The 17,729-nt window shown below is 66.1% G+C and carries 13 protein-coding genes and 1 pseudogene; 10 read left to right on the top strand and 4 right to left on the bottom strand.

Annotated features, from left to right (window positions below):
• Positions 1-336 precede the first annotated feature (336 nt).
• The 7 genes from CKO23_RS09560 to CKO23_RS09530 all read left to right on the top strand — a co-directional run bounded on the left by CKO23_RS09560 (position 337) and on the right by CKO23_RS09530 (position 7,334).
• Positions 337-690: a hydrogenase maturation nickel metallochaperone HypA/HybF gene (locus CKO23_RS09560; protein ID WP_200330417.1), complete on the top strand. Its 354-nt coding sequence runs from the start codon at positions 337-339 to the stop codon at positions 688-690.
• 228 nt (positions 691-918) lie between these two features.
• Positions 919-1,803 carry a hydrogenase nickel incorporation protein HypB gene (gene hypB / locus CKO23_RS09555; protein WP_200330415.1) on the top strand — a complete coding sequence of 295 codons (885 nt, stop codon included), beginning with the start codon at positions 919-921 and terminating at the stop codon, positions 1,801-1,803.
• A 101-nt stretch (positions 1,804-1,904) separates the two neighbouring features.
• A complete protein-coding gene (locus tag CKO23_RS09550) occupies positions 1,905-2,399 on the top strand; it encodes a hypothetical protein (RefSeq protein WP_200330413.1) in 495 nt (164 codons plus the stop codon).
• Between the two features lie 336 nt (positions 2,400-2,735).
• The gene (locus tag CKO23_RS09545) at positions 2,736-3,212 is read left to right on the top strand and encodes a DUF302 domain-containing protein (RefSeq protein ID WP_200330411.1); all 477 of its coding nucleotides are present in this window, start codon (positions 2,736-2,738) and stop codon (positions 3,210-3,212) included.
• A gap of 65 nt (positions 3,213-3,277) precedes the next feature.
• Positions 3,278-5,392 (top strand): glycosyltransferase, encoded by a 2,115-nt coding sequence (locus tag CKO23_RS09540; protein ID WP_200330409.1) that lies wholly within the window; start codon positions 3,278-3,280, stop codon positions 5,390-5,392.
• Positions 5,389-6,315: a glycosyltransferase family 2 protein gene (locus tag CKO23_RS09535; RefSeq protein WP_242482328.1), complete on the top strand. Its 927-nt coding sequence runs from the start codon at positions 5,389-5,391 to the stop codon at positions 6,313-6,315. Before CKO23_RS09540 ends, CKO23_RS09535 begins: the two co-directional genes overlap by 4 nt.
• A complete protein-coding gene (locus tag CKO23_RS09530) occupies positions 6,312-7,334 on the top strand; it encodes an NAD-dependent epimerase/dehydratase family protein (protein WP_200330407.1) in 1,023 nt (340 codons plus the stop codon). Before CKO23_RS09535 ends, CKO23_RS09530 begins: the two co-directional genes overlap by 4 nt.
• Here the strand turns inward: CKO23_RS09530 and CKO23_RS09525 are convergent.
• Entirely contained in the window at positions 7,273-9,609 is a 2,337-nt protein-coding gene (locus CKO23_RS09525; protein ID WP_242482327.1) for a DUF1631 domain-containing protein, read from the bottom strand. The two genes, CKO23_RS09530 and CKO23_RS09525, sit on opposite strands and share 62 nt — an antisense overlap.
• 525 nt (positions 9,610-10,134) lie before the next feature.
• Here CKO23_RS09525 and CKO23_RS09520 point away from each other — a divergent pair.
• From CKO23_RS09520 to CKO23_RS09510, 3 genes and pseudogenes are all read left to right on the top strand, one after another.
• Positions 10,135-11,037: an ROK family protein gene (locus CKO23_RS09520; protein ID WP_200330403.1), complete on the top strand. Its 903-nt coding sequence runs from the start codon at positions 10,135-10,137 to the stop codon at positions 11,035-11,037.
• A 44-nt stretch (positions 11,038-11,081) separates the two neighbouring features.
• Positions 11,082-11,402: pseudogene (locus CKO23_RS25555) on the top strand (efflux RND transporter permease subunit); the annotation flags it as partial.
• Between the two features lie 70 nt (positions 11,403-11,472).
• Positions 11,473-12,144: an efflux RND transporter permease subunit gene (locus tag CKO23_RS09510; RefSeq protein WP_346014594.1), complete on the top strand. Its 672-nt coding sequence runs from the start codon at positions 11,473-11,475 to the stop codon at positions 12,142-12,144.
• Between the two features lie 424 nt (positions 12,145-12,568).
• On the opposite strand, the gene CKO23_RS09505 is transcribed toward CKO23_RS09510, so the two are convergent.
• The 3 genes from CKO23_RS09505 to uvrA all read right to left on the bottom strand — a co-directional run bounded on the left by CKO23_RS09505 (position 12,569) and on the right by uvrA (position 17,659).
• Entirely contained in the window at positions 12,569-14,164 is a 1,596-nt protein-coding gene (locus tag CKO23_RS09505; RefSeq protein ID WP_200330401.1) for an ABC-F family ATPase, read from the bottom strand.
• A 123-nt stretch (positions 14,165-14,287) separates the two neighbouring features.
• Positions 14,288-14,491 (bottom strand): cold-shock protein, encoded by a 204-nt coding sequence (locus CKO23_RS09500; RefSeq protein ID WP_200330399.1) that lies wholly within the window; start codon positions 14,489-14,491, stop codon positions 14,288-14,290.
• A 342-nt stretch (positions 14,492-14,833) separates the two neighbouring features.
• Entirely contained in the window at positions 14,834-17,659 is a 2,826-nt protein-coding gene (gene uvrA / locus CKO23_RS09495; protein ID WP_200330397.1) for an excinuclease ABC subunit UvrA, read from the bottom strand.
• Positions 17,660-17,729: the final 70 nt, after the last annotated feature.

Here is a 17,729-nt window from a genome sequence, read left to right as displayed (position 1 = left end):
CTTCGAGGGCTATGCCGCCGCCATCGTCAACACCATTGCCGACGAGTGCCGCCGCGACGGATGACCGAAGCCGAATCTCCTGAGCGAGTCCGAACGTGCCATGACTGCCTATCACGCCGCGCTCATCGTCAAGGTCATCGTTGAGCTGGACCCGAGCGCGTCCGCCGGCTAACGTCTCTTCGAAGCCGAGCGCGGCGACACCACAGAGGAGTTTTCGAGCGATGTCCACTTCGAGCCCCGCGCCCCGCTGGCGCACTATCGGCGCACACTCATCGCGGCCGAGCTGGAGCGGCCGATGCTTGAGCGCCGCTTCCCGCATCGCACGGAGCCTGCCTGATGCATGAACTCTCACTCTGCCAAGCATTGCTGGACCAGGTCGAGCAGATCGCCCGCGACCACGGGGCGACCCGCGTGGATCGCATCCTGCTGCGAGTCGGCCCCCTCGCGGGCGTCGAGCCCATGCTGCTCCAGCACGCCTATCCCCTGGCCGCGGCAGGCACGCTCGCTGAGGCGGCCGAGCTGGTCATCGAGCCATCCGGGGTTCGGGTGCGCTGCAGCGACTGCGACGCCGAGACGGATGCCACGCCGAATCGGCTGCTGTGCGGCGCCTGCGGCAGCTTCAAGACCCGCCTGATCAGCGGCGACGAGCTGCTGCTCGCCAACCTGGAGCTGACGATCCCGGACGACTGAACCCTCACGCCGAATGTGGCGGCCAGTGCGCGCGACCATGGTCCTTTCCAGGCGCAATGGCCCGCCGGCGAGTCGCACGCCAGATGCCGGCAAGGCCCTCGTAAATCACCGCGGAACAAGGCGTTGGGGCAGCCGCCGGTGGCCGAGCGCGCGCCAGCCAGATGACGGAAATGCTAACCCTGTGCGAGGCGATGGCGTACACTGGCGTTTTCGCTGGGAGATGTCATCATGTGCGACAGCTGCGGCTGCAATATCACACCTGGTAACGAGCATCTGGTCCGCGCTGACGGAAAGCACGCCAAGACCGAAGACGGTCGCGCCGCCGTGACCGTCCTGCAGGCTCTCCTCTCCGAGAACGACCATCAGGCCGCGCACAACCGTGAGCACTTCGATCGCCGCGGCGTGCTGGCCCTCAACCTCATGTCCTCGCCCGGCGCCGGCAAGACCAGCCTGCTGGAGGCGACCATCGAGGCGCTCGGCCAGGAACTCGGCATCGCCGTGATCGAGGGCGACCTCGAGACCGAGAACGACGCCGAGCGCATCCGCGCCAAGGGCGTGCCCGCCATCCAGATCGCCACCGGCAGCGCCTGCCACCTCGACGCCCACATGGTTCACGACGCCCTGCATCGCCTGGATCTGAGCGGGGTCGATATCCTCTTCATCGAGAACGTCGGCAATCTGGTGTGTCCCGCCAGCTTCGACCTCGGCCAGCACCGCAACGTGACACTGCTGTCCGTGCCCGAGGGCGACGACAAGCCGGCGAAGTATCCGGTCATGTTCCGCGCCGCCGACCTGGTGCTCTGCACCAAGGCCGATCTGCTGCCGCACATGCCGGAGTTCCAGCCAGAGCGGGCCGAGGGCTATCTGCGCAATCTGGCCAGCGCGGCCCCCTTCGAGATCCTGTCGACACGACCCGATGGCGACCTCTCGCCCTGGATCCAATGGCTGCGCGACGAGCTGCACGCCCAGCGTGCCCGTCTGGAGCTCGGCCGAACCATTCGCCCCAACATCCAGAAGGATGGCGAGCGCCAGCACGCCGCATCCACTCAGGGGACACATGAGCACCATCACCACGGCCAGCATGGTCACCATCACGCGCACAGCCATGGCTGAGCGGTGCGAACGGTTGCTGGAAGGCGCGTAGACAAGACGCCACCCAGCGGCTAAAACAGCGTCTTGATGACAACGAAACCAGATCTGGAGGATTCGCGGCAGTGTCTTTGAAGCCCTACAAAGCCCTTTCTCTGTTGACGTTGACAGCGGCAACCACCCTTGCGGTCTATGCACCGGTGAGCCAGGCATTCAACTTCGGGAACATGATGAATCCCAGCCGCTGGATGGGGAACAACAACAACGATCGCTATGACGATCGCTATGACGAGCCCTACATGGGTGGACCCTACGGCGGCGGCCCCTACGGAAGTCCCTATGGCGGCTACGGTTACCCGGGTGCCTATGGCGCGCCCTACGGCATGCCCTATGGGATGCCGGGCTTCGGCGCGACCCCTGGCGGCTACGGCACGCCCGCTTACGGCGCGCCCATGGCGGCACCCGCGGCACCCCAGCAGTCAGCTCCCAGCGGCACCACCGAGGTCGAGGCGCTGAAGCGACGAATCGAGGAATTGGAAGCCAAGCAGCAGAGCCCACAACGGCCTCCCGCGAACGACTGGCCCTCGGCCCCTGCCTTCCGCCCCATGAATCAGTATTGAGGACGGCCAGACCGACTGTCTCTAGAGGGCCGGGATCCGCACGCGCATCCCGGCCCGGAGCCTGCCCCCAACAGGCTCCTCGTCAGCCGGATCGAGGGACCATGCCAGGGCCATAGCGCCCCACGCGCGCCAGACGGCCCCACCCGCGGAGCTGTTCGTGCCAGCCGCTCGGCCAGACGGATCAGACCACGAATCCGCCGAAAACCCGCTGCGAGCCATGAATCGGCCGAAGCCCCGGCGCACCTCGCCGCAACCGCCAGACGCGCCTCGATGCATCAACCAGGCATCCTTCTCCTTGCTAAGATTCCCCGCCTCATCACCTGGAGGTCCACACCCATGGCGAGCTACACGCGCCCCTTGCTGATGTTAGCGCTCATCGGCGGGATCCTGTCATCGGCGGCCGCGGATGACAGCGGCTATGTCACCTACCGCAGCGAAGCGTCCTTCGAGGACGTATTCTTCGGCCTTCGGTCCGCGATCGAGGAACGCGGTCTCTACATCAACAGCGTCATGGACATCGGCGGCATGCTGGAGCGCACCGGGAAGGACCTTGGGCTCGAAGGCCGCACCTACACGCAGGCGCGCTCGATCGAGCTCTGCAGCGCCGTTCTCGCGCGCGAGATGACCAACGAGAACCCGGCCCGCATCGTCAACTGCCCCTTCATCATCAGCGTCTACCAGCGCGCGGACGCGCCGGGCGTCACCTATGTGGCGCATCGCGAGATCCCGCCCGAGGAGCGCGCGGGCAGCCCCGCCATGACGAAGGTCGCCGCCATGCTGCAATCGCTCGCCGAGGCGGCTCTCAGCTGGTGAGTCGCCGCAGACACCCCTTCGAACGGCGCGCGAGCCGGCCCCAGCCACGCGACGGATTGGGCTGAATGGCGATCGCACGCACGCAAGGCGCGAGCCTCGTCGAGATCGCCTTCCGCTATCTCCCCAGGGTTCTGCACGTCCTGCGCACCGAGGGCGCGGGCGTGCTCGCGCGCAAGCTCAAGCGACGACTGCGCACCACGCCGCTGGTCATCGCAGGCCCGCCGACGCTCCTGCGGCTCGCGGAGCCCTTCGTGCCGCCCATCCTCCCCGGGACCGGGACGCCGCGCGTCTCGATCGTCATCCCGGTGCACGACCAGTTCGCCTATACGCATCATTGTCTGTGCGCCCTGGCGCAGGCCGGCGCGGGCGTCGACTTCGAGGTCATCGTGGTCGATGACTGCTCGGGCGACGGCACTTCGGAGCGGCTGCGTCGCTACCCCGGCGTGCAGGTCATCCGCAACGCGCACAACCTCGGCTTCGTCGGCTCCTGCAACCGCGGCGCCGAAGAGGCGCGCGGCGACCTGCTCGTCTTCCTGAACAACGACACCCAGGTCCAGGCCGGCTGGCTGGACGCCCTGCTGGCGACCTTCGAGGAGGCGCCTGACGCGGGCATCGTGGGGAGCCGGCTCATCTACCCCGACGGGCGTCAACAGGAGGCCGGCGGCATCCTCTTCAGCGACGGTTCGGCCTGGAACTACGGCCACCTGGACGACCCCAACAAGCCCGAGTACAGCTACCGCCGCGCGGTCGACTATTGCTCGGGCGCCGCGCTCGCGATCCACACCCGCCTCTTCCGCCAGCTCGGCGGCTTCGACCCGGCCTTCGCGCCCGCCTACTATGAGGATACGGACCTGGCCTTCCGCGTACGTCGGGCCGGCTACCAGGTCTACTACCAACCGCTCTCCGTCGTGGTGCACTTCGAGGGCGTGTCGGCCGGGCGCGACGAGCGGGCCGCAACCGGACTCAAGCGCTATCAGGCCATCCACGCCGAGACCTTTCGGCAGCGCTGGCAAGCGGAGTTGGCCCACTTCGGCCAGCGCGGACAGGATCTCGAAGGGGTCAAGGACCGCCAGACGCGGCAGCGCGCCCTGGTCGTCGACAACTACATGATCACCCCGGATCGGGAATCCGGATCGCTGCGGATGCTCAACCTCTTTCGCATCCTGCAGGGGCTCGGCTACAAGGTGACCTTCGCCGCCGCCAACCTGGAGGCGCCCCAGCCCTACGTCGCGGACCTCCAGCGCCAGGGCATCGAGGTCCTCTGCCGACCCTATGTCCGCTCCATCCCGCGCCATCTCGCGACGTGCGGCAAGTTCTACGATCTGGTCATCCTCAGCCGCGCGGATGCCGCGGCACAGGTCATCTCCGCCGCGCACCGCCACTGCGGCAAGGCGCGCATCCTCTTCGATACCGTCGATCTGCATTTCCTGCGCGAGCGACGGCTCGCCGAGCTGCGCGGCGACCGCGCGACCCGCCTGGTGGCCGAGGCCCGCCGGCGCCAGGAGTTCGACCTCATGCACCAGGCGGACCTGACCCTGGTCGTGAGCGAATCCGAGCGCGCGCTCTTGGCGGCGGAGGCGCCGGACGTCGCGGTCCGCGTGGTCTCCAACATCCACCAGATCTTCGGCTCGGCCCGACCCGCGGGCGAGCGCCACGACCTGCTCTTCATCGGCGCCTTCGCCCACCCGCCCAACCGGGATGCCGTCCTTTTCTTCTGCCAGGAGGTCATGCCGCTGATCCGCGCACGCGGCCTGGACATCGTGCTCAAGGTCATCGGCGCGGACCCGCCCGGCGAAGTGCTCGCCTGCGCCGCGCCAGACGTCGCCATCCTGGGCTATGTCCCGGACGTGAAACCCTACTTCGACGGCTGCAGGATCTCGGTCGCGCCCCTGCGCTACGGTGCCGGCGTCAAGGGCAAGATCAACCAGAGTCTGGCGCACGGCCTGCCGGTGGTCGCCACCACCGTCGCCGTCGAGGGCATGCATCTGACCGACGGCGAGTCCGCGCTCATCGCCGACGACGCCCAGGGGCTCGCCGACGCCGTCATTCGGCTCTATGCCGACGCGTCGCTCTGGCAGCGGCTCTCCGAGGGTGGGCTGGCGGTCATGCAGACGCACTTCAGCTTCCAGGCCGCTGAGCGGGCCGTGCGCGAAGCGCTCGGATTGGACGCCGACACATGAGCCAAGCGCCCGCGGCGATGACCGCTCCCAGGGTCTCGGTCGTGGTGGTGAACTACAACGCCGGCGCGCTCCTGAGCGCTTGCATCGGCGCCGTGCTCGGCTCCACCCTTCCTGTCGAGGTGGTCGTCAGCGACAACGGCTCAAGCGACGCCAGCCTGGACGGACTTCGGCGTGACTGGGGCACGGACCCGCGCCTGACCATTCTTGAAAACGCGGCCAACCTCGGCTTCGCCAAGGCCAACAACAGGGCGATACCGCTGACCCGGGCAGAGCTGCTGCTCTTCCTGAATCCGGACTGCCTGGTCTCGCCAGGTACCCTGGCCGCGATGGCGGACTTCATGGAGAGCCGCCCGGACGTCGGCATGGCCGGTTGCCTCGTCCTCGACCCGGACGGCACGGAGCAGGTCGCCTGTCGCCGCTCCATCCCGGATCCCTGGATCGCCCTCAAACGCATCCTGCGCCTGGATCGGCTGGCGCGCGGCCAGAGCGGTCGTCGGCTCGATCGCGCCAGCGAGCCCCTGCCAGACCAACCCGTCGATGTCGAGGCCATCTCCGGCTCCTTCATGCTGGTGCGCCGCAGCGCGCTCGAAGCCGTCGGCCCGCTCGACGAAGGCTATTTCCTGCACTGCGAGGACCTCGACTGGTTCGTCCGCTTCCGCGCGGCCGGCTGGACGATCGCGCTCGTCCCGCAGGTGAGCGTCATCCACCACAAGGGGGCCTGCAGTCGGTCCGCGCCCATTGCCGTCGAGCGCCACAAGCACCGCGGCATGGAACGCTTCTTCCGCAAGTTTCAATACGCGGGTTATCCGCGGCTCTTCAGCAGACTGGTGATCGGCGGCATCTGGCTCCACTTCCTGCTCAAAGCCACAATGCTCAAAGCCACAATGCTCGCCGTTCGGCACAGATCGAGGAGGTCAGGATGAGCTCGTTGAGAGAAGAGCCGTTGGGTTCGGTGCTGGTGACAGGCGCGACCGGTCAAGTCGGACGTGTCCTGGTGTCCACACTGCTGGCAAAGGGCCATAGGGTCACCGTACTGACCCGCACGCCGGAGGCTGCGCGCCAGCTCTGGCCGCCAGACAGCGTTGCGCTGCGGCAGGCCGACCTGGCGAATTCGGCCAGCCTCAAATCGGCGTTCGAGGGGATCGATACGCTCTTCCACCTCGCGAGCTACGCCCCCCAACCGAACGAGCCGAATATCTACAATGCGCGCGGCCATTGGGAAGTCACCGCCGTCGGCACCGCCAATCTCATGGCGCAACTGAGCGCCTCGCGCCTCAAGCGGCTGGTCTACATCAGCTCCATCAAGTCGATGGGCGACCAGGCGGGCACCCTCGGGCGGCCCGCCGAGGAAAGCGCCGTGCCCATGCCGAATACGCTCTACGGCCAGGCCAAGCTCACCGCCGAGCGCCATCTGCTGGAGCTGGGGCCGGCCTCCGGCATCAAGACCAGCGTCATGCGCCTGCCCATGGTCTACGGGCTCGGCGACAAGGGGAACATCGCGCGCATGGTCGCCGCCGTCGCGGCGAAACGCTTCCCGCCGTGGCCGCGCATCGACAATCGCCGCTCGGCCATCCATGTCGAGGACGTGGTTGCGGCGGCGATCCTCATCGCCGCGAGCGAACGCAGCGAGACCGAGATCTACCATGTCACGGACGGTCAAACCTATTCCACGCGCTGGATGTACGAGCAGATCCTAAGGGGTTTGAATCGGCCGATCCCGCGCTGGACCTTGCCGCTGTGGGTCTTGGCCGTGGCGGCGGCCGGAGGATCGGTCGCCGAGGGTTTGGCGAGGCGGCGCATGCCGCTGACGATCGGGGCACTGCGCAAATTGGCGGGGGATGCCTGGTTCTCGTCCGACAAGCTCCACCGGACCCTGGGGTTCACTCCCAGGCATAGCCTCGCGGACGAGATCCAGCGCCTGACTCAGCAGAGGCTGGCATAACCTTCTCCAACACCTGGGCAACGGCGCGATCGGTGAGCGGATTCTGACTCAACAGACGGGCCGTGCCCTTGCGGAGATGCTCAGCCAGACTGGTGGCGGCCAGGGTCATGGCATTCTCGCCCTGGCGGTTGGTGAAGAGAAAGACGCGCCTGAATTCGCTGACCCAGTTCAGACGCAGGGTGTTGCGGGTGCCCCGCTCGCTCTGGAACTCGAGCCAGGCGCCAACCTCCAGCTTCCGCACCAGATCCAGGTATTGATCGTCGGGAGGTTCCGACTGGTCGGACGTCGGCGTCGGTGAATTCTCGTTCCGCTCGTGCTGCGCCGCGCGAACAGTCTCGACAGTCGCCGCTGGCGCCTCACGCGGGCCAGCTGGCTCGCTGTGATGGCGCGCTGGCTGGGCGTCCAGCGGACTATGCGGGTCTTGGGGATAGAGCCCGGATGGCGCGACTTTGCGCAAGGCTGAGACATGAAGCTGGATGAGTTGGCTGAAGAAGCCATCCCAGACACCCTGGATCCCGACCCGCTGAAGCCCCTCCCGGAGCCCTTTCAACATCGCTGGCAGCATCACCACCAGCCGGTCGCGCTCCTGGCCGCTGGCCTTGGGCGCCACGCTCCAGATCAGCTCGTCCATCAGACGCAGCGAGGTCTTCCAGTCCTCGCCCCTTTCGCCAGATCGGGCAAAGGCGTCCACCAGCATCAGACGCCAATGCCGATCCAGGAAGTCCGCGATCAGGGTCGGCACAGTGCGCCGGTTGATGCGTAGCTCGATTTCGGCACCGGCGCGACTCGGCGCAACCTCCTTGCGTTCGCGCGACTCCAGCTCGCTCACCATGTCGGTGGCCCGCGACTGCGCGAGCGTCTCTTCATCCTTGAGAAAACCCACGAGTTCGGCCACCTGGGCATCGAAGACTTGGATGTCGGAGTCGAAACCCTTGACCACATGGTCGACCACCGTGTGGATCTTCTCGACCAAGCGTTGTTCGTCCTGGGCGCTGCGCCCAATCCCCGAATGGGCGATGGCATCCAACATCCGGCGCGCCGGATGCTTGCGCTCGGAGAAGAAGGTCTTGTCGAGCAGCGCGACCTTGAGCACCGGAATTTGCAGCTTGGCGATCTCCGCGCGCACACTCGCGGGCAGATCCGGGTCGTCGAACATGGCATCGAAGAGCATGGACACGATGTCCATGGTCATGGCGTCCATGGGATGCGACCAGTTCGCCATGGGCGTCGAGCGGATCTGCTGCAAGGCACCACCGCTGTAGGGATCGATCCTCGCCGAGCCCAAGCCAGGCATCTGAGCGGGATCGACAGGCCCACGCTGGAGATTCCCGAGCGCGGCGACCAACTGTGCGCTACTGAAGGATTGCGGCGCCCCCCCATCGCGCTGAGGCGCCATTGCCGTGGCCGCGGGCAGCCAACCCGGATTGCCGCCCCCGCCGCCCCCCCGACTCATCGACTGCATCGCTTGCAACAGCTGGCTGAAGACATCCTGCTGCGGGGCTTGTGCTTGGCCAGGCCCGGCGACCTGCCCGAAGGGCGAGAGCCCACCCTGAGCGCCGTTCGCGTAGCCCCCCGAGAAACTCAAGCCGCCATCACCCCCGCGGCCCTGAGCGGCCTGCTCCAGAGGTGTCTTGAGGGAGATCGTCGGCAGGATCCCGGACTCGGCCAGATAGCGGTTGACCTCGGCGTAGATGCGCGGCAGCTCGGGGGCCGTATGGCTCTCGAAGGACTGGAGCAAGACCAGGGCGAGATGACGGTCGGCGCCCATCTGCGTCAGCGTCTGCAGCACGGCCTTGTAGATCACACCTGGATGCAGCGGATTCTCGTCCTGCGCGAGACGTTGGACCTTCAACAGGACCGCCAAACGCCGATCGAGCGCGACCAGCTGCTGGGAGCAGTTGAAGGCCGCGCGAGAGGTGAGCTTGGTGATGGTCAGATCCTGCTCGAATTCCTCGTCGTCGACCAGGCTCAGCTCATTCGGTAGCTCGACAGGCTGGCTCTGGTCCGCGTTGGAACGCTTGAGGACCGTCTCGAAGCTGGCGACATAGCCCGCGCGCAGTTGCTGCAGCAGCTGAGGGGCGCGGTTGGAGAGAAACTGGGTTGCGGCAAAGCAGATGTGCTGCTGCTCCAGATTGCCAGCACGATCCGCCATGGCGAGGAGCTCGTCGTTCGCATGTCCCACATGCCGGGTAAAGACGGCGCTGACGCCGTCGATCAACCGATCCCGGCACACAGCGAGTATGGAAACGGCATCCTCGTGCATCGCCGTAGTCAAATTGCTCTCTCTACCCCCGAAAGGGACGACATTGGAGATGTGATTATCGGCCATGGTCGAGTATTCGATGAACGAACCCTTGCAATGAGCGCTGACGCTGCTCTGGAACGGGCACGGAGTGCTGTACCCGCGTGGTCTCGCTAATCGATCATGACGCCAATCATGCTATCCAGAGCCTTCCACGTTTCCAGTTTAGGGATAGGCGCGGCAGCCGTATGCCAACCAGCTCGCAATTGCCCGACGCCAAGGCCAGCCGATCGGGAAAGACGCCCGAGGTCTTCCGATCCGCAGTCGAGCCGCCCAGGACGCCGAGCCGGCGGCAACGCCGTCATCAGGAACAGGAGCGCAACGTCTACGGCCACGGCGCCACGCCGAAGAATCCGCAGAAATGGTACGGAGACAGCGGCGCGCAAGCCGTGACGGCGTTCGCGATTACGCCGATGATCAGGATCTGGAATGCACGACCCCGGTCGCCCGCGGCAGGTCCACGCGCATTGGGCCTCGGCCTTGTTCAGGAGGTATCACATGATCCGTATCGGAATCGACCTTGGCGGCACGAAGATCGAACTCGTTGCCCTCGCGCCCGACGGACAGGAGCGCTGGCGTCGACGGGAGCCGACACCCCAGGGCGACTATGCGGCAATCGTCGAGAGGATCCGCGCCATGGTCGACGAGGCCGAGCGGGCACTGGGCGAGCGCGCCCAGGTCGGGATCGGCATCCCAGGCTCGGTCTCCCCGAGCACCGGACGCATTCGCAATGCCAATTCGAACTGCCTCAACGATCGCCCGCTGCGCCAGGATCTCGAGGCGTGCCTCGATCGACCCATCCGTCTCGCGAACGACGCCAATTGCCTGGCCGTCTCGGAGGCGGCGGATGGCGCGGGCGCGGGCGCCGCCACCCTGTTTGCGGTAATCCTGGGGACTGGAGTCGGTGGCGGGCTGGTGGTCAAGGGTGAGTTGTTGATCGGAGCCAACGCCATCGCCGGAGAATGGGGTCACTCGCCCCTCCCCCTCCCGGACGCCGACGACCAGCCCCTGCCGACCTGCTACTGTGGCCGCTCCGGTTGCATCGAGACCTACCTCTCAGGCCCGGGCCTGGCACTGGACCACAGCCGACGGCATCGAACCTCGCTCGACGCCGCGACCATCGCGCACCAGGCCGCGGCGGGAGATCCCGACTGCGAGGCGAGCCTGCGGCGCTACGAGCGCAGACTGGCGCGCGCCCTCGCCGTGGTCATCAATCTCATCGATCCGGAGGTCATCGTTCTCGGTGGCGGCTTGTCGAAGCTCCAGCGCCTCTATACCAGCGTGCCTGAGCACTGGGGCGAGCACATCTTCTCGGACCAACGGGTGACACGCCTCCTGCCGGCGCGTCATGGCGATGCCTCGGGCGTTCGGGGCGCGGCCTGGCTGTGGCCGAGTGATTGAAACCCGATGAGGCTCTCGGGCAGGCGCCAAGCATCACGTCGCCCATGTCAGTGCCAAGCAGACAGTTCGCGCTGACCATCGTCATCTCGATGGGCATCTCGGCGCTCATGGCGCTGAGCTTCACCCCGGTGCTGTGCGCGACCATCCTCAAGCCGGAGCATAGACCGCCGAACCTCTTCATCCAGGCCCAGTCCATGGGGCTCGCGCTGAGCGACATCTACAGCGCCATCCAACTGATGTTGGCACCGGTCTACGCCAATGACTTCAACTATGAGGGGCTGATGCTCAAGGTGCTGCTGCAGGCGGACGCGGCCTATCGCAGCCGCCCGGAGGATCTGGAGCGCTACTACATTCCCAGCAGCAACGGCGGGCTCGACGACATGGTTCCCCTGAGCAGCGTGGTGAGCGCGGACTTGGACCACGGCACCGCCGGCGATCGATCACTACAACGGCTACGGCGCCATCCAGATCAACGGCAGCGCCGCGCCGGGCTACAGCTCCGGCCAGGCGATGGCGGCGATCGTCCAGACGGACCTGGCGCAGGGTATCGGCTACGAGTGGTCGGGATCCTCGCTACAGGAGATCATCTCCGGCCAGCAGGCCCCCATCCTCTTCGGGCTCTCGCTCTTGGTGGTCTTCCTGGCGCTGGCCGCGCTCTATGAGAGTTGGTCGGTGCCCGCCGCCGTCATGCTGGTGGTCCCGCTCGGGGCGCTGGGCGCGCTCAGCTTCACCTGGCTGCGCGGACTGGAGAATGACGTCTATTTCAAGGTGGGTCTGATCGCGGTCATCGGCCTGTCCGCCAAGAACGCCATCCTCATCATCGAGTTCGCCAACACCATGCACCAGGCCGGCCGCGGCGTGCTGGAGTCCACCATGGAGGCCTGTCGGCTGCGCTTTCGCCCCATCCTCATGACCTCCATCGCCTTCATCCTGGGCGTCACCCCGTTGGCGATCTCCACCGGGGCCGGCGCCAACAGCCGACATGCCATCGACACCGGCGTCATGGGAGGCATGGTGGGCGCGACCCTGCTCGGCGTGCTCTTCGTCCCGGTCTTCTTCGTCGTCGTGCGGCGGCTCATGGGCGACAGGCTCGAAAAACCCAAATAGATCCGGATCGGTAGGATGGGCAAAGTCCGTGCTCTGAGATCGAGCCCAGCCTCGACGCCAGACGGACGTGCCCATCTTGCAAGACGCAGAGCTGGGATGATGGGCACGCCCCGCGACCCTCGGCACTCCGAAAGCAGCCCATCGCCAGGGCTTTGCCCATCCTACGGGATCGGAACCGCGGGGCTGTTGTTTCCCGGAAATCGCCTAAGGTCGTCGCCCCGAGGAAGGGACGCCTCGCCGCGGCGGACAAGGATGGGAGAAAAGCCCGCGCGATTAACTCCCCTCTGAGCACTGGCGATCGACGGAGTGCCCGTCATCTCAGCTCGGAGCCGTGTCAGGGCGCATGCTGGGCCTCCTAACGTCGGCCCAACCTACCAGTCGCTGACCGGCACGCATCACTGATAGTCGCCGCCGATTACGCGCCCTAGGCCGCCACGGCGTCGCTGCGCAGATACTCCTCGTAGTCGCCGCGGAAGTCGACCACGCCCCGCGGGGTCAGCTCGATGATGCGGGTCGCCAGCGAAGAGACGAACTCCCGGTCGTGACTGACGAAGATCAAGGTTCCCGGGTAGTCTTCCAGCGCCGTGTTGAGCGACTCGATGGATTCCATGTCCAGATGATTGGTGGGCTCGTCCATCAGCAGGATATTGGGCTTGCGCAGCATCAGCTTGCCGAACAGCATGCGGCCTTGCTCGCCACCGGAGATGACGTTCACCGGTTTCTTGATCTCATCCTGGGAGAACAGCAACCGCCCCAGGGTGGCGCGGATGACCTGCTCGTCGTCGCCAGGACGCTTCCACTGGTCCATCCAATCGAAGAGCGTGGTGTCTTCGGCGAAGTCCGCGGCGTGATCCTGGGCGAAATAGCCCAGGTTGCTGTTCTCCGACCATTTGACCGTACCCCTGTCTGGCGCCAAGTCACCCGCCAGGCAGCGCAGCAGTGTGGTCTTGCCGATGCCGTTGGGGCCGATGATGGCGACCCGTTCGCCGACCTCGACACTCAGGTCGAGACCGCTGAAGAGGGGCGTTGCGCCGTATCCCTTGGCCAGGTCAGTCACCTCCAGCGCCAAGCGATAGAGTTTCTTGTCCTGGCCGAAGCGAATGAAGGGATTGACCCGACTGGAAGGCTTGATGTCCTCCAGCACGATCTTCTCCATCTGGCGCTTGCGGGAGGTGGCTTGCTTGGACTTCGAGGCGTTGGCGGAGAAGCGGCTCACGAAGGTCTGCAGCTCCGCGAGCTGGGCCTTCTTCTTGGCGTTGTCGGCATACTGGCGCATGCGCGCCTGGCTGGAAGCCGTCATGTACTCGTCATAGTTGCCGGGGTAGATGCGCAGTTCGCCGTAGTCCAGATCGGCCATGTGGGTGCAGACGCTGTTCAGGAAGTGCCGATCGTGGGAGATGATGATCATGGTGCTGTTGCGCGCGATCAGCACCTCCTCCAACCACTGGATGGTGTGGATGTCCAGGTTGTTGGTGGGCTCGTCGAGCAAGAGGATGTCCGGGTCGGCGAACAGCGCCTGGGCGAGCAGCACGCGCAGCTTCCAGCCAGGCGCGACCGCACTCATGGGGCCGTCGTGCTGCTCCAGCGGAATGGCCAGACCCAGCAGCAGCTCGCTCGCGCGTGACTCGGCGGTGTAGCCATCCAGTTCGGCGAACTGCACCTCCAGGTGCGCGACCTCCATGCCGTCGGCCTCGCTCATCTCAGGCAGTGCGTAGATCCGGTCGCGCTCCTGCTTGACCCGCCAGAGTTCATCGTGGCCCATGATGACGGTATCCAGCACGCTATGGCTCTCGTAGGCGAACTGGTCCTGGCGCAGCTTGCCAAGCCGCTTGCCGGGCTCGACCGAGACGTTGCCCGCGCTGGGCTCCAGATCGCCGCCCAGGATCTTCATCAAGGTCGATTTCCCAGAGCCATTGGCACCGATCAGACCGTAGCAATTGCCGCCGCCGAGCTTCACGGAGACGTTCTCGAACAACGGCTTGCCGCCGAACTGCATGGTGATGTTGGCTGTGGAGATCAAAATTGGATTCCGCGCAAGGGATCGGGAAAGGGCGGACCGCTCGAATTCGGCGGGCCAGAAACGCGAAAGCCCCGCCATGGGGCGGGGCTTTCTGGCCAGGTGACGAGCACCTGGCGACTTGCTTTACTGAGGTACGACGTTCGTCGCACTCGGGCCTTTCGGGCCTTGCTCAACGTCAAAAGTGACGGTTTGCCCCTCGGCCAGCGACTTGAAGCCGCTGCCTTGGACGGCGCTGTGATGGACGAAAACGTCCTTGGAGCCGTCGGACGGAGCGATAAAGCCGAAGCCTTTTTCGTCACTGAACCACTTAACTGTACCTGTCGCCATACCGGTTACCTCGGAATTGAATTGGGATGTATATTGATGCAGATAACTCGATAGATTACGGAAGGATCTGCCACGCACTGCTGAGAGGGAGGAACGACCGGAACACGACAAGTAAACACTGCAGCGCCGGTAGTGTGCCTAATAATGGAGGATTAGACAAGGTCTGTTGTCAGTAAGGCCCGCGAAAAACCTTGAACCGAGGATTGGGGACCAACCTCGGCCCTGGGTTACCTCGCCACTTGGCGCGTCCCCCCTCTCGGTGACAGGGTATCATGATGCGCTCATGTGTCGCCCTCAATGAAGCCCCGACCGACGCTCAGGCGGGCGCTGATACCAAGGTTCTCAGCGACGCCGCGCGAGCAAGGGGGCGAGAAAGGCCCCCGTCTGCGACCGCTGATGCGCGGCGACCGTCTCAGGGGTGCCCGTCACGAGGATCTCGCCGCCCTTGTCGCCGCCCTCCGGCCCCAAGTCGATGACCCAGTCGGCGGTCTTGATCACATCGAGATTGTGCTCGATGACGACGACGGTGTTGCCCTGATCGCGCAGCCGGTGCAGCACCTCGAGCAAGTGCTTGACGTCGTGAAAATGCAGCCCGGTCGTCGGCTCGTCCAGGATGTAGAGGGTGCGGCCGGTGTCGCGCTTGCTCAGCTCGCGGCTGAGCTTGACCCGCTGGGCCTCGCCGCCGGAGAGGGTGGTGGCGCTCTGGCCGAGCCTGACGTAGGCGAGCCCAACATCGGCCAGTGTTTGCAGCTTGCGCTTGATCGCGGGGACGGCCGCCAGGACGTCGAGGGCGTCCTCCACGGTCAGGTTGAGGACCTCATCGATGGTCTTGCCCTTGTAGCGGATCTCCAGCGTCTCCCGGTTGTAGCGCCGGCCCTTGCAGGTGTCGCACTGAACGTAGATGTCCGGCAGGAAGTGCATCTCGACCCGGATGAGTCCATCCCCCTTGCAGGCCTCGCAGCGCCCACCCTTGACGTTGAAGCTGAAACGCCCGGAGGTGTAGCCGCGCGAGCGCGCCTCGGGCACGGCCGCAAAGAGGTCGCGCACCAGGTTGAAGAGCCCGGTATAGGTCGCCGGGTTGGAGCGGGGCGTGCGGCCGATGGGGCTCTGGTCGATGTCGACGACCTTGTCGAAGTGCTCCAGTCCCTCGACGCTTCCATGCGGAGCCGGGCGCAAACTGGCCCCATTGAGGTGACGTGCGGCGACCGGATAGAGGGTGTCATTGATGAGCGTCGACTTGCCGGAGCCCGAGACCCCGGTGACGCAGCAGAAGGTCCCGACCGGGATGCTGACATCGACCCCGCGCAGGTTGTTGCCGCGGGCGCCTAGCACGCGGAGCTGGCGCTCGGCATCCACGGGCGTGCGCTCCAGCGGGATCTCGATGCGCAGATCCCCCGAGAGGTAGCGTCCGGTGAGCGACGCGGCGTTGCCGGCGATCTCCTCGGCGCTGCCCCGCGCGACGATCTCGCCGCCATGGACCCCGGCCCCGGGGCCGACATCCACCACCAGATCGGCGGCGCGGATGGCCTCCTCGTCGTGCTCGACCACGATCACGGTGTTGCCGATGTCGCGCAGGTGGGTGAGCGTCTTGAGCAGGCGGGCGTTGTCGCGCTGATGCAGGCCGATCGATGGCTCGTCCAGGATGTACATGACGCCGACCAGGCCGGCGCCGATCTGGCTCGCGAGCCGAATGCGCTGGGCCTCGCCGCCGGAAAGGGTCTCGGCGCTGCGCTCCAGCGTCAGGTAGTCCAGCCCGACGTCGACCAGGAAGCGCAGCCGGGCCGCGATCTCCTTGGTGACCTTGGCGGCGATCTCGCCGCGCGTGCCCGGCAGCTCCAGCCGCTCGAAATAGCGCAGCGATTCGCCGACCGGCATGCGCGAGACCGCGGGCAGATCGATCTCCCCGACGAAGACATGGCGCGCGGCCTCGTTCAGGCGCGAACCCAGACAGCCGGGACAGGGCTGATGGGAGAGGTAGCGCGCCAGCTCTTCGCGCACCGTGCCGGACTCGGTCTCGCGGTAGCGCCGCTCCATGTTGCGGATGATGCCCTCGAAGGGACGGACCTTGGCGCTGCCCTTCTCGTGGGGCAGCTTCAGCTTGAGCTTCTCCTTGCCGCTGCCGTACAGGATGACCGACTGGATGTCCTCGGGCAGCGCGACCCAGGCGGTCTCGACGTCGAAGCCATAGTGCTCGCCGAGGGCGCGGATCACCTGGAAATAGTAGGCGTTGCGCCGGTCCCAGCCGCGCACGGCGCCAGCGGCCAGGCTCAGCGCCGGATGCACGACCACCTTGGCCGGGTCGAAGAACGGCTCGACGCCCAGACCGTCGCAGCTTGGGCAGGCACCGGCCGGGTTGTTGAAGGAAAAGAGGCGCGGCTCCAGCTCGGGGATGCTGTAGCCGCAGACCGGACAGGCAAACCGCGCGGAAAAGGTCAGCTCGGGCCGCTCCGGGGCGTCGATCCAGCCCACCCGGGCGATGCCGTCGGAGAGGTTGAGGGCCGTCTCGAAGGACTCCGCCAGGCGCAGGCTCAGGTCCGGGCGGACGCGAAAGCGGTCGATGATGACCTCGATGTCGTGCTTCTTCTTGAGGTCCAGCTCGGGCGGGGCGTCCAGCTCGCACAGCTGCCCGTCGATGCGGGCGCGGATGAATCCCTGGGCGTGCAGTTCGCCGAGCAGACGCTGATACTCGCCCTTGCGCGCCGAAACCACGGGCGCGAGCAGCATCAGCTTCTCGCCCTCCGGCTGACTCAGCACCTGATCGACCATCTGGCTGATGGTCTGGGCCTCCAGAGGCTCCCCGTGGGTCGGGCAGCGGGGTTGACCGGCGCGCGCGAAGAGCAGGCGCAGGTGGTCGTAGATCTCCGTGATGGTCCCGACCGTCGAGCGCGGGTTGTGCGAGGTGGTCTTCTGCTCGATGGAGATGGCCGGCGAGAGTCCCTCGATGTGATCGACGTCCGGCTTCTCCATGATCGCGAGGAACTGCCGCGCATAGGCGGAGAGCGACTCGACGTAGCGGCGCTGCCCCTCGGCATAGATGGTGTCGAAGGCGAGCGAGGATTTGCCGGAGCCGGACAGGCCGGTGAAGACGATGAGCCGGTTGCGCGGCAGATCGAGATCGACGCCCTTGAGGTTGTGCGTGCGTGCGCCGCGGATGCGGATGGTGTCCATGATGCTGCCGGGGTCTGCGGGGCTGGAGGCGACGGCCTGAGAATGGATGCGGAACAGCCTTGGCGAAGGT

It is taken from the genome of Thiocystis violacea (assembly GCF_016583565.1).
Lineage (GTDB): Bacteria > Pseudomonadota > Gammaproteobacteria > Chromatiales > Chromatiaceae > Thiorhodococcus > Thiorhodococcus violaceus_A.
Note: the sequence above shows the minus strand (reverse complement) of the source record. Positions and strands in the feature narration are given on the sequence as shown.

Excerpts from the sequence above, each read along its gene's own strand:
- CKO23_RS09560 (WP_200330417.1), top strand. The coding sequence starts at position 337 with ATGCATGAACTCTCACTCTGCCAAGCATTGCTGGACCAGGTCGAGCAG.
- hypB (WP_200330415.1), top strand. The coding sequence starts at position 919 with ATGTGCGACAGCTGCGGCTGCAATATCACACCTGGTAACGAGCATCTG.
- CKO23_RS09545 (WP_200330411.1), top strand. The coding sequence starts at position 2,736 with ATGGCGAGCTACACGCGCCCCTTGCTGATGTTAGCGCTCATCGGCGGG.
- CKO23_RS09540 (WP_200330409.1), top strand. The coding sequence starts at position 3,278 with ATGGCGATCGCACGCACGCAAGGCGCGAGCCTCGTCGAGATCGCCTTC.
- CKO23_RS09535 (WP_242482328.1), top strand. The coding sequence starts at position 5,389 with ATGAGCCAAGCGCCCGCGGCGATGACCGCTCCCAGGGTCTCGGTCGTG.
- CKO23_RS09530 (WP_200330407.1), top strand. The coding sequence starts at position 6,312 with ATGAGCTCGTTGAGAGAAGAGCCGTTGGGTTCGGTGCTGGTGACAGGC.
- CKO23_RS09520 (WP_200330403.1), top strand. The coding sequence starts at position 10,135 with ATGATCCGTATCGGAATCGACCTTGGCGGCACGAAGATCGAACTCGTT.
- CKO23_RS09500 (WP_200330399.1), bottom strand. The coding sequence starts at position 14,491 with ATGGCGACAGGTACAGTTAAGTGGTTCAGTGACGAAAAAGGCTTCGGC.
- uvrA (WP_200330397.1), bottom strand. The coding sequence starts at position 17,659 with ATGGACACCATCCGCATCCGCGGCGCACGCACGCACAACCTCAAGGGC.